This is a genomic window from Methanobrevibacter sp. (assembly GCF_030539665.1).
Taxonomy (GTDB): Archaea; Methanobacteriota; Methanobacteria; order Methanobacteriales; family Methanobacteriaceae; genus Methanocatella.
Genome location: NZ_JAUNXR010000003.1, coordinates 1 through 15,700, shown reverse-complemented (window position 1 = coordinate 15,700; position 15,700 = coordinate 1). Strand labels below are relative to the sequence as shown.

The 15,700-nt window shown below is 37.6% G+C and carries 14 protein-coding genes; 7 read left to right on the top strand and 7 right to left on the bottom strand.

Annotated elements, in window-relative coordinates; genetic code table 11:
* The first annotated feature begins 38 nt into the window (after positions 1-38).
* Genes pseB through pseI form a run of 5 tightly spaced genes read left to right on the top strand, consistent with a single transcriptional unit; the run spans position 39 to position 5,512 of the window.
* On the top strand, positions 39-1,034 hold the full coding sequence (gene pseB, locus Q4P18_RS04095) for a UDP-N-acetylglucosamine 4,6-dehydratase (inverting) (RefSeq protein ID WP_303335967.1): 996 nt from the start codon (positions 39-41) through the stop codon (positions 1,032-1,034).
* Positions 1,035-2,195 (top strand): UDP-4-amino-4,6-dideoxy-N-acetyl-beta-L-altrosamine transaminase, encoded by a 1,161-nt coding sequence (gene pseC / locus Q4P18_RS04090; RefSeq protein ID WP_303335965.1) that lies wholly within the window; start codon positions 1,035-1,037, stop codon positions 2,193-2,195.
* Positions 2,196-3,029: a glycosyltransferase family protein gene (locus Q4P18_RS04085; protein WP_303335963.1), complete on the top strand. Its 834-nt coding sequence runs from the start codon at positions 2,196-2,198 to the stop codon at positions 3,027-3,029.
* A gap of 1 nt (position 3,030) precedes the next feature.
* Positions 3,031-4,464, top strand: a complete 1,434-nt coding sequence (locus Q4P18_RS04080; RefSeq protein WP_303335961.1) for a bifunctional UDP-2,4-diacetamido-2,4,6-trideoxy-beta-L-altropyranose hydrolase/GNAT family N-acetyltransferase — start codon at positions 3,031-3,033, stop codon at positions 4,462-4,464.
* Position 4,465: 1 nt separating this feature from the next.
* Positions 4,466-5,512, top strand: a complete 1,047-nt coding sequence (pseI, locus tag Q4P18_RS04075) for a pseudaminic acid synthase (RefSeq protein ID WP_303335959.1) — start codon at positions 4,466-4,468, stop codon at positions 5,510-5,512.
* 16 nt (positions 5,513-5,528) lie between these two features.
* Here the strand turns inward: pseI and Q4P18_RS04070 are convergent, their stop codons facing one another.
* Together Q4P18_RS04070 and Q4P18_RS04065 are read right to left on the bottom strand one after the other, a co-directional pair.
* Positions 5,529-6,395, bottom strand: coding sequence for a hypothetical protein (locus tag Q4P18_RS04070; RefSeq protein ID WP_303335955.1), 867 nt, complete (start codon positions 6,393-6,395; stop codon positions 5,529-5,531).
* Positions 6,396-6,582: 187 nt separating this feature from the next.
* Complete coding sequence (locus Q4P18_RS04065) at positions 6,583-8,010, bottom strand: flippase (RefSeq protein ID WP_303335953.1); 1,428 nt, start codon at positions 8,008-8,010, stop codon at positions 6,583-6,585.
* Positions 8,011-8,296: 286 nt separating this feature from the next.
* On the opposite strand from Q4P18_RS04065, the gene Q4P18_RS04060 reads away from it, so the two are divergent.
* On the top strand, positions 8,297-9,154 hold the full coding sequence (locus Q4P18_RS04060; protein WP_303335951.1) for a glycosyltransferase family 52: 858 nt from the start codon (positions 8,297-8,299) through the stop codon (positions 9,152-9,154).
* 215 nt (positions 9,155-9,369) lie between these two features.
* Positions 9,370-10,248 carry a hypothetical protein gene (locus Q4P18_RS04055; protein WP_303335949.1) on the top strand — a complete coding sequence of 293 codons (879 nt, stop codon included), beginning with the start codon at positions 9,370-9,372 and terminating at the stop codon, positions 10,246-10,248.
* Positions 10,249-10,330: 82 nt separating this feature from the next.
* Here Q4P18_RS04055 and Q4P18_RS04050 read toward each other — a convergent pair whose 3' ends face one another.
* The 5 genes from Q4P18_RS04050 to Q4P18_RS04030 form a co-directional block, all read right to left on the bottom strand.
* Positions 10,331-11,194 carry a phosphorylcholine transferase LicD gene (locus Q4P18_RS04050; RefSeq protein WP_303335947.1) on the bottom strand — a complete coding sequence of 288 codons (864 nt, stop codon included), beginning with the start codon at positions 11,192-11,194 and terminating at the stop codon, positions 10,331-10,333.
* A gap of 9 nt (positions 11,195-11,203) precedes the next feature.
* On the bottom strand, positions 11,204-12,532 hold the full coding sequence (locus tag Q4P18_RS04045; protein ID WP_303335945.1) for a Gfo/Idh/MocA family oxidoreductase: 1,329 nt from the start codon (positions 12,530-12,532) through the stop codon (positions 11,204-11,206).
* Positions 12,533-12,541: 9 nt separating this feature from the next.
* Positions 12,542-13,615 carry an alanine--glyoxylate aminotransferase family protein gene (locus Q4P18_RS04040; protein WP_303335943.1) on the bottom strand — a complete coding sequence of 358 codons (1,074 nt, stop codon included), beginning with the start codon at positions 13,613-13,615 and terminating at the stop codon, positions 12,542-12,544.
* Between the two features lies 1 nt (position 13,616).
* The gene (locus Q4P18_RS04035) at positions 13,617-14,444 is read right to left on the bottom strand and encodes a phosphorylcholine transferase LicD (protein WP_303335941.1); all 828 of its coding nucleotides are present in this window, start codon (positions 14,442-14,444) and stop codon (positions 13,617-13,619) included.
* A 136-nt stretch (positions 14,445-14,580) separates the two neighbouring features.
* The gene (locus Q4P18_RS04030) at positions 14,581-15,615 is read right to left on the bottom strand and encodes a glycosyltransferase family 2 protein (RefSeq protein ID WP_303335938.1); all 1,035 of its coding nucleotides are present in this window, start codon (positions 15,613-15,615) and stop codon (positions 14,581-14,583) included.
* Positions 15,616-15,700 lie beyond the last annotated feature (85 nt).

The following is a 15,700-nucleotide window of genomic DNA, read 5'->3' as shown; positions in this document are numbered from 1 at the left end:
AGATAGTTATAAATAACTAAATTTATTTGGAGTTTAGCATGTTAGACGATAAAACTATTTTAATTACAGGAGGTACTGGTTCTTTTGGTAAAAAGTTCACCAGAAGAGTTTTGGAACAGTACAATCCTAAAAAGGTTATTATTTATTCAAGAGATGAATATAAGCAATATCTTATGCAAAGGGCTTTTGCAGAATATCAGGACAAGATGAGATATTTCATTGGTGATGTTAGGGATAAGGAAAGATTTGCAAGGGCATGTGATGATGTGGACATAATTGTCCATGCGGCTGCTTTAAAACAGGTTCCTGCAGCTGAATACAACCCTTTGGAAGCAATAAAAACCAACATTGACGGAGCTAGAAATATTGTGGATGTTGCTATTGACAAGGGTGTTGACAAGGTTGTTGCACTTTCAACAGACAAGGCAGTAAATCCCGTAAATCTCTATGGAGCCACCAAAATGGTTTCCGATAAGTTGTTCATAGCTGCGAATGCATATGTTGGGGCCAAGGACACCTCATTTTCAGTTGTTAGATATGGAAACGTCTCCGGAAGTCGCGGGTCTGTAATTCCGTTTTTCAAGACTCTCATTGATGAAGGGGTTACCAAATTACCAATCACTGACATGAGAATGACTCGTTTCTGGATTACATTGGATGAGGCTGTGGATTTGGTAATCAAGGCAATTGCTGATGCAAAAGGAGGGGAACTCTTTATCCATAAGTGCCCTTCATTTAAGGTCACTGATCTTGCGGAAGCAATGCTTCCCGGATGTGAGCTTGAAGATGTTGGAATAAGGCCTGGTGAAAAGCTTCATGAGGTGATGATTACTGAAGAGGATTCCCGTTCAGCATACGAATATGATGATTACTACATAATCTATCCTGAGCTTAACTGGTGGGACAATTGGGACATCAAGGATGGAGGCAAGAAGGTAGAGGACAGATTCTCCTACTCATCAGACAACAATCCTGAATGGCTAACCGTGGAAGAGATTAGGGAAGCTCTGGAAAATATTGATATAGTTTATTAGGTGATTTCTATTTCTAAATTTCTACCTTATGGGAAGCAGACAATGGATCAGGATGACATTGATTCCGTTGTAGAGGTTCTCCATGCAGATTTTATCACACAGGGACCTAAGATTAATGAGTTTGAAGAGGGAATAGCTAAATATTGCGGTGCCAAATATGCTGTAGCTTTCAATTCAGGAACTTCTGCATTGCATGGTGCCTATTTTGCTTTAGGCTTAAATCCTGGGGATGAAATGATAACTTCCCCAAACACTTTTGTTGCAACATCAAATGCTGCATTGTATCTAGGTGCAAAACCCGTATTTGGTGATGTGCAGGCTGAAACAGGTAATCTGGATCCTTTGAAGGTTGCAGATAAGATTACTGACAAGACCAAATTCATAGCTCCTGTTCACTATAGTGGAAATCCATGTGACATGAAGGCTTTTGCCGAGATTGCTGAAGAAAATGACATTAAGCTAATTGAGGATGCTGCACATGCTCTTGGGGCAAAGTACGATGGGAAACCTATAGGTTCATTGGAGTATTCTGAAATGGCAATGTTTTCATTCCACCCAGTCAAGCATATTACAACTGGTGAGGGAGGAATAATTGTCACAAACGATGAGGAATACTACAACAGGCTTCAGCTATTCAGATCCCATGGTATTACTAAGGAGAATCTGGTCAACGAGTCTGATGGTGACTGGTATTATGAAATGCAGCATTTGGGATACAACTATCGTATAACCGACATTCAATGCGCTTTAGGAATCTCCCAGCTCAAGAAACTGGATTCCTTTGTCAATTCAAGAAGGGAAATAGCTAAAAAGTATGATGGGATGTTCGAGGACAACCCATACTTTGATGTGATTGAAGAGACTCCAAATGCAGAGTCAGCCTATCATTTATATCCAATTCTTCTCAAGGACAAGTATCTCAAAAATAAAAGGGAGATATTTTCCAGATTAAGGGAAGAGGGAATTGGTGTTCAGATTCATTACATTCCTGTTTACAGGCAACCATACTATCGGGAATTGGGGTATCCTCAAGACAGCTGTCCTGTTGACGAGGAATTCTATCTTCGCGAGCTAAGCATTCCTATGTATCCTACCCTGACAGACGATGACCTTGAATTCGTTCAAGAGAAGCTTTATAAAGTAATTTCCGAGTTTGATTAGATGAAGATTGGTGCAATAATACAGGCAAGAAGTTCATCATCAAGACTTCCGAAAAAGGTTCTAAAGCCTTTGCCTTACGATAGCGACATCTGCGTATTGCAGCAGGTAATCAGGCGTGTCAAAAGGTCTGAAATGATTGATGAGGTAATCGTTGCTACTACCACTGAGGATGAGGACTCAGAGATAGTTGAAGTGGCCAGAATGGAAAAGGTGCCTTATTATAGGGGGAGCCTTCCCAATGTACTTGAGAGGTTTTACGGTGCTGCAGTGGAAAATGACTTGGATGTCATTGTAAGGATAACCAGCGATTGTCCCTGTGCTGACTATACGGTAATTGATGATATTGTCAAAAGCCATTTGGATTTGGGAGCTGACTATACTTCTAATGCTCTTATTGAATCGTTTCCAAGAGGAATCGATGCGGAAGTTATAAACTTCGATGTTTTGAAGAGGGCATATGAGGAAGCGTCTGAAAAATTTGAAAAAGAACATGTTACTCCATTTATTTACAAGACCCATCCGGATGACTTCAAAATCAACAGAATCCAATCTGATGAGGACAATTCAGACATAAGGATAACCCTTGACACTCCACAGGACTACGCCTTGCTTTGCACAATCTATGACAATCTATATTGCCCGGATAATTATTTCCTTTTGGAGGACGTCTTGAACCTATTTGATGAGAAGCCTTATCTTAGGGACATCAACAGCGAAATAGCTCAGAAAAAGGTCTGCAACAGTCTGAATGAAGAACTGGAAGAGGTCATAAGTCTTTGCGACAGGCAGGACTTGGACAGGGCCAAAGAATTTCTTGAAAAACATATTGATTAGAATGAATGTTGTAATATTAACTGAAGGCGGCAAGAACAGGGGATTTGGACACATTGCAAGATGCAGTTCAATCCACAGTTCCCTTAAGGAATTTGGGATATCTCCAATGTTTATTGTCAATGGTGACGAGTCAGTGGATGGCTTCATCACAGACTTCGATTTTTTAAATTTTGACTGGATAGCCAATCAGGACAGGCTATTTGACATGTTGGATGAAGATGATATAGTCATAATCGATTCATATCTGGCAGACAAGGTATTTTATGATAGGATAGCCGACGAAGTTTCATTAGGTGTCTATTTGGATGACAACAACCGTCTGGAGTATCCGGAAGGCATTCTTCTAAACGGAACAATCCTTGCTTCCAGAATTGGATATTCCGATATTGAGGGAAGGGAAGACCTTCTTGGAAGCGAATTCATACTCTTGAGAAAGCCATTTGAGGAATTTGAAAATTCTGAAATCAACAGGGAAGTTGAAACAGTTCTTATAACTATGGGGGGAGACGATTTCAGAAATCTGACTCCCGAAATATTGGAATTGCTTGATTCGGACTTGAAAAAGAAGGTCATTGTTGGAAACAGCTTTAAAAATGTTGAAAAAATTAGGGAAGCTGCCGACTCAAACACTGAAATTCTGTTTAATCTCGATGCGTCAGAAATGCTTGACGTAATGCTATCTTGCGATCTGGCCATTTCATCAAGCGGTCAGACATTGTATGAGCTTGCAAGGGTTGGTGTTCCAACAATAGCTATTGGAATAGTCGATAACCAGATAAACAACATTGAAAACTGGCAGGAGCAGGGTTTCATAGAGTTTGTAGGCTTCTGGGATGACGATGATTTGCTTGAAAATATTAAAGGCAAATTGAATATATTGAATGATTATGGCATGAGGCAATCCAAAAGGGAAAAAGGAAATTCTGCCGTTGATGGTAAGGGTGCTAGGAGATTGGTTAAAAGAATCCTGTCAGCTTACTACAAAAAGAATTTACAGCTAAGGAAAGCAGATGTTGGTGACTGCTATAGGATATTCGAAATAGCAAATGACGACGAGGTTAGAAATGCTTCATTCAACTCAGAAAAGATTCCTCTTGAAAACCATAGGAAATGGTTCGAAAACATAATTGATGATGAAGACACTATTTTTCTCGTGGCAGAATATGGGGATGATCTGATAGGTCAGGTTCGCTTTGATTTGGAAGATGATGGTGCAATAGTCAGCATAAGTCTGAATAAGAAATACAGGGGACTTAACATCTCTCCGTTTTTGCTTTTGGAGGCCTCTAGATTTGCTGGATTGGATAATATGGTTGCTTATATAAAAAAGGAAAACATGGCTTCAATTTCGTTGTTTGAACGTTGCGGATTTGAATTTGAAGGAACTGAAAATGTAAAGGGTTTTGATGCATTGAAATATGTTAGGAGTTTATAGTATGAGTTTTCAAATTGATGGAAGAGGAATTGGTGAAGGTAATCCTGTTTTTATAATTGCCGAGCTTTCTGCAAATCATCTGAATGATTTCAACATTGCTGCAGATACAATCAGGGCAATGGCTGATGCTGGAGCGGATGCTGTCAAGTTCCAGACCTATACTCCAGATACAATAACAATCGATTGCGACAATGAGTATTTCCAGATTAGGCAGGGAACCATCTGGGACGGCCAGGTATTGTACAACCTATACGAGGATGCATTCATGCCTTGGGAATGGCAAGAGGAACTTAAAAACATAGCAGAAAATTTAGGCTTGATTGTATTTTCTTCACCCTTCGATAAGACTTCAGTTGACTTTATGGAAGACATGGGTATGGGAGCCTATAAAATTGCATCTTTTGAAATAACTGACATTCCACTAATAGAATATGTTGCAAGCAAGGGGAAGCCGATAATAATCTCCACAGGAATAGCCTCAAGGGAAGACATTGAGCTTGCCATAAAAACATGTCGCGATGCAGGAAACGACCAGATAGCTATCCTTAAGTGCACCTCATCATATCCTGCCCCTTTTGAAGATATGAACCTCAATACGATTCCTGCAATAATGGATGAATTTGGTGTTGAGGTTGGATTGTCTGACCACACATTGGGCAGCGAAGTGGCAATAGCCTCAGTTGCATTAGGGGCTGAAATTATAGAAAAGCACTTTATTTTGGATAGGAATATGGGAGGTCCTGATGCCGAATTCTCAATGGAGCCTGAAGAATTCAAGGAAATGGTAGATTCAATTAGAAACATCGAAAAGGCATTGGGAAAAGTTAGCTTCGAACTGACTGAAAAGGCAAAGATAAATCGTGAATTTTCAAGATCTCTTTTTGCAGTTGAAGACATTAAAAAAGGAGAAACAGTAACAGAAAAGAACGTTCGTTCAATCAGGCCTGGGTTCGGCCTTCATCCAAAATACCTAAACGAAATTCTGGGAAAAGAAGTAAATGAAGATATAAAAAGAGGAACTCCTTTCAAGTTGGAGTTCATCAATTGATTTTTTAATTTTATTTTTAATTTGTATTGGTTTGCTCTTCGGTTAATTCAAGAGCCTTTTTCAACATTTCCTTGTCAATTCCTAGTTTTTCCAGTTTTGTTGCTAATTTTCTTATTGCTTGTTCTATTCCTTCTTCTCTTCCTTCTTCTAAGCCTTCTTCTAGTCCTTCCTGTTTCCATTCGTCAAATATTGGGTTTCCCATTTTAGCCAACTCCTTTATTTCTTTGCATTTTTCATTGTCCTTTACCAACCTTTCGCAGAGCCTCATCAGAAGATATTTCATTTGGCCTTTTTCAATTTCTTCCTGTTTGCTATCTGTTTTTATCTTATTGGTAGTAATCATTCCTTGTTTTATTAATCCTGCACATTCTTTAACATCTCTAGTGGAATAAGGAATCAATATCAGGTCTTGCTTGTCCTTATTTGTAAGATGTCCGTTGTTTTTTATTTTGTTGTTTATGCTATTTAACAATTCTTTTCCATCAAGATTCAAGGAGCTTTTCTGGAAAACCCTGTGATAAATGTTTGAACGAAGCTTATTGCACTTCTCTTCATTTTTAACAGGGTGGATCGTAAGTACATATGTGAATACGTCTTCATCATATTTGACTGTCGTAAGGCTTGCATACACACGCAAAACTTCCTGCTTTGCTTTGTTTGGATATGAGCTTTGAAACTCAAGATTTATGATTATCCCTTCCTCTGTCAGAATAAGGCAATCCATGCTGTAGCGTGAATCTATTTTCAGCACGTTTTCAGTAGCTAGAAACTCCTTGAATGTGTATGGAATTCCAAACCTGTCCAGAAGACCTTGAGGGTCAAGATCTATCATGAACTTGAAGGCACTATCGTGAATCTTCAAACCATTTAACTTACCATTCATTAAACATCACCATAATCATTTATTTTTAGATTAATGAAATATAAATCTTTTTTTTGTTAAATAAAGCAATTTTACAGTTTAAAATCAATTTTATCAACCATATAAATATTTTTAATCTAAAGCAATTTCAAAAGAAGTTTAAAAAAAAGTAGATTTTCGGACAGGATAAGCATGATTTTTTGACCGATCATCTTCCAATTATCTGTTTTATGATGTGCCTGTCGCTATCATCAAATGTTCTTGTAACAATAAGGAACACAAGATAGACTGCAATGCTCACAGGTATGGCTATCCACATGTTAAGGTTCAGGAAGTATAGAACGACTCCTAATGCAAGTGAGGATATGATGATCTTGCACACATCGAAAACAAGATGTCTTGAAACCTTTATTCCTACCTTTCCCAGAACAAACAGCGCCAGAACAAGAATTACGATTTCACTAAGAACGGTTGCGGTAGCTGCACCCATATAGGAGTATCTTGGAATCAAAACAAGGTTCAATGCCACATTTGTTATTGCAGCTCCCAAATAGATTTTAGTTACGGAATATTCCCTGTGTGAAGCGTTCAATGCTGTTGATGCCGCACCATTTATGAAGAGGAAGCAAACTGTCCAGATAAGGATTTCCAAAACTGCAGCAGCCTGGTCATACTGGTGTCCATAGATGAATTGGATAATGTCGGTAGAATAGAATAGGCATGCAATGCATATTGGTATGGTAACCATTGAAAGGTACTTTGTTGACTTCTCAAAGCTTGCTAAAAGAAGCTTCTTCTCGCTCTTGAACTGCTTGCTCATAACGGGGAAAATCACGGCTGTGTATATTCCGTAGAACAGTGTCAAAACGCTTATCAGCTTGTAGGTTGCATTGTAGATACCTGTTGCAAAGTCTCCCACCATCTGAGTAAGCATTACTATGTCGATTGAATAGTATACAGTGTAGAAAATACTGTAAAGTGCAAATGGAACACCCCAGATAAGCAGCTGTTTCCAAAACTTGAAGTCGAACTGGATTTTTGGCTTTACGATATGCCTTATCAGTGCATTCAATGTGTAGAGGAGGGTTATTGCATTTGCAGCGACGTAAGCCCATGTGATTCCACTCAAGCCCAGATTGAAGTAGATGGCTCCCATGATGAATCCGAATGAAAGCAGTGAAAGGATGATGCTTGCAATTGCCTGATACTTTCCCTTCTCATGTGCCTGGAAGGTTCCGTAGAACAGGTTGCAGAAGCTCTTTATTACGGATTCCAAAACGTATAGCATTGTAATGTAGATTACCAGTGTGGAGGAATGCCATATTACAAGCAAAATAAAAATAACTCCAAAGTATGAAATGTTCAAAAACATCTTCAGGGGAATGGCGTTTCCCAGATAGTCCTTGGCCAGGTTGTAGTCTGTTGCAATGCTTCTTACGATATGGGTTCCTATCCCATAGTCTCCAAGGACAGCAAACATTCCTGATAGGGAAACTGCAAAACCGAAAATACCATAATCGCTTACCCCAAGATATCTTGCTATCATTATGGTCCAGATAAATGAAAGGATGCTTGTTATTATCTGTGATGCCATAAGCCAGCTCATGTTCATGAAAATGGTTTTAACTCGATTCATACTTCTCCTAATTAGATATGTTATTGATTCTATTAAAATATTGTTGTAAAGTAAATTTAAATAATTCTAATGAGAAATATTTTAGTATAGGAGAGTGTTTATTATTTCTAAGAAAACAAAAAGGATATGTCTTACGGCCACTTTATACAATCTTTTCCTGTATCTTCTGATATGCGGATATGATGATGATGACATCTTCATCTTCACATACCTGTTTCCAAGGGAGATTGCTAAAAACTTCAACCATTTTCAGCTGCCTAAGGTAAATTTCATAAAAGGTCCTTTAATGGCTCCATTGGATTCAATAGGAGGAGTCTTTGAAAACATTGCAGGCTATCTGAGGTATTTCTATGGCTATATCTCCTTAAGACTGTTCTTGTTTTATAATAGGCACAGGTACAATTGTGAATATGAGATTTTCGGAAATGCGAGTACCGCATTCTCGTTTCCTTTCTACGAGCTTAAAAATGCAAGCATAATCGAGGACGGATTTTTAAACTACTCTCGTAAAGCCATGGAAACCCATAAGATCAATCCAATAATCGATAAAATTCTTCATATTTGTGGAATGTACTATCTGAGAATAGAGGAGACTTTGGGGTCACATAAAAACATCAAAAAGGTCTATCTTACAAACGAGCATGATGATGAGCTGATCAACGAGAAGATAGAGGTCATAGACATCGAGAAGCTATGGGCAGAAAAGTCAGATGAAGAGAAAAGAAAGATTCTGTCACTTTTCAACATAGACTACGATGCAATATCCAAGATAGGTGATGATAGCGTTCTCATATTGACCCAGCCTTTGAGTGAGGCCAATTTCATCACTGAAGATGAGGAAATGGACATCTACAGAAACATGATTGCCGAGTTTTCCTCAAGGAATGTATTTGTCAAGCCCCATCCAAGGGAATCAAAGGACTACAAGGCAATTTTCCCTGAAGTGGAGGTCATAAGCAACCTGTTCCCGATAGAATTTCTGAAGCTACTTGGAATCAGGCCGAAAGTGGTTGGTACAATCATTTCCACAGTTGCCTTAAGCTTTAAGGACGGTTCTGAAATATATATCTACGACGGGCCATTGTATTCCGACAAGCTGGAAAACTATAGGAAAACCCTTATCGAGCTTTTAAATGAGAAATAGGGTTTTTTTTTCATTATTTTTTTCATTGCTAATTTTAATTAGCATATAAATTTATTTTATTATCTTATTTTTTAAACTCATTTTAAATTATTGTTTTCACTCTTAAATATTTATTTAATCTTTTAAAATGGATTTTTAAGTATAAAATTATTTTATTTAATAAACAAAAGATTTATATCTTATTAATATTAAATTAAAGGCTAACGGTGGTTTTTATGGCTGAAAAATTAAATGGCTTAAAGATTCATGACAGTGCCTTCAAGTTTATGGTTGATCTTAATCCTCAAGGTCTTCTAGATAGGTTTGGGATTCCATATACCTTTAAGGAGTTCCTGCCCACAGAAAATGTATTGAAGATAGATTCACGTTATAGCATGGACTGTATCATTCTAACGGAGGAAGGAGTGATTCTAAATATCGAATTTCAAAGCACATATCCAAACAAAGCAAAGCAGGAGGTATTGCATGAATATGCAAGTCTCACTACGGCAAAATACGATGGGGAGGTATACACATATGTAATCACAATTCTCCCTGTGAAAAATGAAGATCATTGCAATAAGCTCCGTTCAAATATCTATCATAAGGTCTTCCAGAAAAGCTCACTGAATCTTGACGGAAAAGAATTGTTAAATAGCATAAACAATAAAATAAAAGACAACAGGCATCTTACAAATCAGGATAAGCAAGACCTGATACTGATTCCATATTCCACAAAAGCGGTTGAAGAATGTGCTGGATTGATAAAGCAATCAATGATAACTGCAAACAGGATAGAAACAAACAATAAACAGGAAGAAATGGAAAAAGGTCAAATTAAATATCTTTTAATTAGGCTATGTGAAAAACTGGTAAAAGACAGTAAAAAATGCAATGAAATAAGGAGGTTGGCTAAAATGGGGAATCCAATATTTGATGAATGGAAACAGGAAGGAATAGATGAAGGAAAAATAGAAGGAAAAATAGAAGGGAGAGAAGAAGGAATAAAAGAGGAAAGAGAGGGATTTTTGTCAGCTTTGAGGGAAGTTGGTATTGATAATGATACAATTAAAGAAATAATAAAATTAAGGGAAGAGCAACAAACCACTCCCTAAACCAATTAAATCTAATTAAAGCGTTTGGAGAAATTACATGTTCTCCAAATGTAAAAATAATTTTTTTTATGGATTTTGGAACCTATTTGTATTCTCCAAAATCGATTTTTGCAAAGCTGTGGTTTACCCTATCCTCAACTGGCGGCAGGGTCATGTAATCTCCGTAGATTCCTGTCAGATAAGTGTCGTAGTCCTTCGGAACGTTTACGGTCAAATCTTCGAACTTTACTTTTTTTGCAGGCTTGAAAATATCTCTTGGCACAATGTTCAATGTGGAATATGGGGTACTTAGATTTGCAACGTCTCTTGTTTCTTTTTTCATGGTGCTTTCAATTAGCTTGTCCCCTTGTCTTTTTACAAAGTCATTGTCAATGTTCAGCAGCCTGTAGATGGACCTGATTGTCCTTCCGATCTTCTGTTTGGTTTCGGAAACGTACATGTCGTTGAATGATATTTCATATGAGATAAGCAGTAGCCTGAATAGCTTGTATCTGAGGTTGAAGAGCTTTCTTGCTAGCTTGCTGTCAGGAATGTTGTCCAGAACGAATATGTCTATGCTTATTCCAAGCTCAAAGTCGGTGTTTTCGCTGTTGTAGAACCTTTCAGTATATGTTCCCTTAAGGTTCAGCTCTGAGAAGTTACGACAATAGTATTCCTTTGTATTCTTGCTTAGGAACTCGAACCTGTCGCTTTTGTAGTCTTTCATGACTTCCTGAAGCTTTTCGTAGTCTTCCCTTAGCATGATTACGTCAATGTCGTCATCCCATGGAATGAATCCTTCATGTCTGATGGCTCCAAGGGCTGTTCCACCATCTAAAAAGTAGGTTATGTGGTTTTCCTCACAGATTCTGATGAATTCCTTTAAAATCATCAGTTCCAGGTCCTTTATTTTCTGAAGTGTTTCTGGAGGGTATTCATAGAAAGTTTCCTTTTCCATTATTGTCATGTCAAGCCCTCAGGATAGTTTGTTTACGTCTCCGTAGATGCAGTCGCCGACGGTTTTTGCAATGGCCTTTGAGACCTTTGTCTTTATGTATGAATTGTTCTTGTTCATCTGTATTGACCTGATGAATGCTACAAGCTCGTATCTTATTCCTTCACCTTCAAGCTGGTAGAAGTACTTCTTGTTCTCTTCCTGGTTTTCATATCTCAATTCGAAGTAGTCTGTTTTCCACCATGGTGCAGGAACATAGATGTATCCGTTTCTTCCGGATATTATAAGTTCACCTTCGGATTTTACGCTGTTACCGACCTTTATTGATGCCACTGATGATTCGTATTCGAAATCTATTTTTGTAAATATGTCGAAATTGTCCTTTAGTATCAGTGATGATGCATGCTTGTTCTTGTATTCTGTTCCGAATATTTCAAATATTGGCAGGAGTGCTGTAGGACCCCATTTTTCAATACTGCTCCATTCCTTTTCCAGCGCTTCGGTGTTTATGTCCCTTAGGCTGGTACAGGTCGCATCTATTGAGATTATGTCTCCTATCCTTCCGCTTTTTGCAAGCAATACAAGCCTGTGGAATGCTGTTGAGTATGCGGTCTTTATTGATTCAAACAGCATCAGGCCGTTTTTTTCTGCAAGTTCAATAAGCTCGTCAAATTCATCTTCCCTTAATGCTATTGGGGCTTCACAAAGGACATGTTTTCCAAGATTCAAGGCCTTTTTTATTTGTTCATAATGTCTGATTGGTGGTGATACTATGTATACGGCATCACAATGCTCCAGAAGTACATCATAGTCTTCGGTTATTACGACATCCTCGTCCTTGAGCTTGTTGATTTCCTTTGGGTCTTCGGTACAGACGTAGTCTACGGTTATTCCGTTTACATGTTTGCTTTCGTTGTAGAACTTTGTAAGGATTCTGCTTTTACCTATAAGGCCCAGTTTTATGCTTCTGTGTTCTGAACGTATGTCTGAGCTTGAGATCCCTTCGGTCCTGTCCAGGTATACGACGTCACAGAATTCATTCAGGTAGTCAAACTCTCCTATCCAGTCTGATCCGACTGTAAATATGTCCACTTCCTTTCTTTTGATGTCGTCGATTTTCTGGCCTTCATATTCCTCAACTATGATTTCGTCTGCAAGGCCTGTTGAACGAACTGATTCTATCCTTTCAATCAATGGTTGGTGTACATTGATTTTTCCCCTTGTCTTATCAAAGTCATCAGCTGTAACCCCTACAATAAGGTAGTCTCCAAGCTCTTTTGCACGTTCCAATAGTCTTTGATGGCCATAATGGAATAAATCATATGTACCATAGGTTATAACTTTCTTCATTTTTCCAACCTAAATTAAATTTCTTTTCTGCATATCCTTCAGGGCTTCAATGAGCCTGTTGTTGTCTTCAATTGTCAAATCCCCAATGTGGCCCACTCTAAACAGGGTATCTTTAAACTCCCCACCATTTGGACAGATCCATATGCCGTATTCATCCTTCAGGATGTGGAAAATATCCTCGGCAGATGCTGTTGTTGGATGTAGGGGAGTAACGGCATTTGAAAGGGACTCTGAAGTAATTTCAAACGGCAAATCCTTAATCTGACTTCTAAAGTTGTCTGCAATTTCAGCAACCTTTTCAATTTCGCTTCCAACCCCTCCATTGTCAAAGATTTCATTTAAACGGGCGTTGATTTGGATTAAAATAGCGACAGCTGGGGTGAATGGTGTCTGGCCCCTTTCTCCGTTTTTCAATGCATTCTTCAAATCAAGATACATTGACTTGCATGTGTTTTCCTCAACCCTTTCAACAGCTTTTGGAGACAATGCAATGATGGAAACTCCTGGAGGACATGCCAATGCCTTCTGTGACCCTGTGATTACCACATCGATGTCGTTTTTGCTCATGTCAACCTCATCGGCCAGAAATGAGCTGATTGCATCGACAACCAAAAACAGATTGTTTTTCCTGCAGAATTCGCTAATAAGATCAAGATTGTAGTGCACTCCTGTGGAGGTTTCATGAATATTTACAAGAAATCCAGTAAATCCCTTGTTTTCATACTGTTTCAAAATGTCCTCTGCAATGTCCTTGTTCACTTCCAAATCAATTGATTCGTAGGGAATCTCATGCAATTTGCAGAGCTCAACGAACCTTTCGCCGAATCCGCCTCCATTAACGATGAGAATCTTGTCGTCACTTGTAAAAACATTCATTACAACAGCTTCCATAGATGCTGTTCCAGAGCCTGTAATAAATGCACACCTGGAATTTTCAGGAGCGTTCAAAAGTTTTTTCATCAATTCTTCACTTTCAAGCATAAGTTCGGAAAATTCAGGAGTTCTAAAATAGGGAACCTGTTCAGATCCGATTTCCCTTACCTTATCGTTAGACATTACAGGACCAATAGTAAAATTAAGCATTTCAATACTCTCCAAATTCAATACCATCCAGAACATGACATGTGCGTTCCTCTTCAGGAGGTATTTTCATATAATCTCCATACAACAGTTTTAAAATATAATCATAATTGTTAGGTACCTTAGCTTCAATATCTTCAAATTTCATGATTTTTGCAGGCTTCAAATCACTTCTTCTAAAATGGAATTGCTTTACTTCAGTCAAATCGCAAACGTATTCAGTATCCTGATTCTCATATTTTCTAGCAAGCCTTTCGGTTCTTTTCTTGAAATATTCGGTGTCAAGACCTATCCTGTTTAGAATGCCGTGCATTGCATTTGCAGGAATCCTTATGTGAGGAGGATAATGCTCAGGCAACCTGATTGTAGCCATTGTCAATAGCTTGTCCATCATGAAGCAATATTTCTTGAAGAGGAATCTTTTAACCTTATTGTCTGGAACATTGTCCAAAATGAAGATGTCTATGAATATTCCAAGATTAAAGGAAACCTGTTTCGCCCAGTATTCTTCAAATTTGGTATCCTTCAAGGATATTTTGGCGAAAAGCAAAAAGTAATCGTCCTGACAGCGACCCTCCAACACTTCGTATTTGTCGCTCTTTTCATTTTTGAAGATTTTCAGGAATTTTTCATAATCTTCCCTAAACATCATTATGTCAATGTCATCGTCCCACGGAATAAATCCCTCATGACGAACAGCACCAATAAGAGTTCCAAAAAACAAGTAATAGTCAATGTCATGCTTGTCGCAAACATCGATAACATCCTTTAGAATCATTAACTCTGTTTCCTTCAAATGTTTCAGTGTCTGTTGGTCAAGTTTATTATCCATTGTGAAACTCCAATTCAATGATAATTTTTAGTTTATTATATTTTTAGTCTTTTAAATATAAAATATTTATTAATGAAAAGGCTATTTTTGCGATAGTAACGGGAGTTTCTAACGGATTTTTTTAAAGAAAACTGTTCTAATTGCCCAAAGTTGACCTGTAGATATTTCTTATTAACCTTGATTTGGCAAAGGCTCTCAATGTCTTAAGGTACAATATCAGAAGATTGCACATCCTGTGTGTTAACAGGAAATTGGCAATTTTAAAGATTGGAGCATAATCATATTCAAAGTCGATTTTCCTTTCAAAGTCATACAGCTGTTTTAAAAGCTTTTTAATTTCCTTTTTGTCTTTAAAATCTTGGGACATGTATATGTACTTTAATGTTAATCTAATGTTTGCATTAAACAGGACATTATAATCTGGTTTATAATTGTTGGAGTTAAATTCATCGACAATTTCAGACAGTACAGTCAAACTTTCTTCTATTTTCTTAAATGAAAGGGTTCTGGACAGTGAAGTTCCCTGAATATGTCTGACATAACCAATATAGGATTTCAGGTAAACCACCTTATTTGCATGCATGTAATTGAGATATGAAAAATATATGTCCTCAGCTAATTTGTCTTCAGGGAATCTGATTTTGTTTTTTTCAATTATGGATTTTCTAAAGAGATTGTTCCAAAGCATCATGTTATTAAGATTCTTCACATGATGGTCAAAAATTACTGTGCTGTCATTTTCCACTATTTCTCCATTGTAGCTTGTCTTACAAACATATGATGATACATAATCTTCCTCAATGTAATCGCACAATACAACATCCGCATCATATTTTACAGCAGCATCGTAGAGTTTTTCACAAAAATCCGACCTATACTCATCATCATTGTCCATAAACATTACAAAGTCTGCTGATGATCTTTTTATTCCTTCATTTCTCCCTCTTCCAGGGTATCCGCTATTATCATCTGATAAAATGGGGACAATGTTTCCATACTCTTTTGCATAATCTAGAATTATTTCTCTGGATCTGTCTGTTGAAGCATCGTCATACAATATTAGCTCTATATTTTCAAAACCAATTGTTTGGTTAATTACAGATTCAATAGCTCGATTAATGGTTTTTTCACCATTAAAGATTGGTAGGATTACAGAAATTTTATAACTCATAAGTCATCTCCATGCATGTAATGTAAAGAAACATTGAAATAATAAACATAGAACACTGTTTTCTTATGTAATGTAAAGAAACATT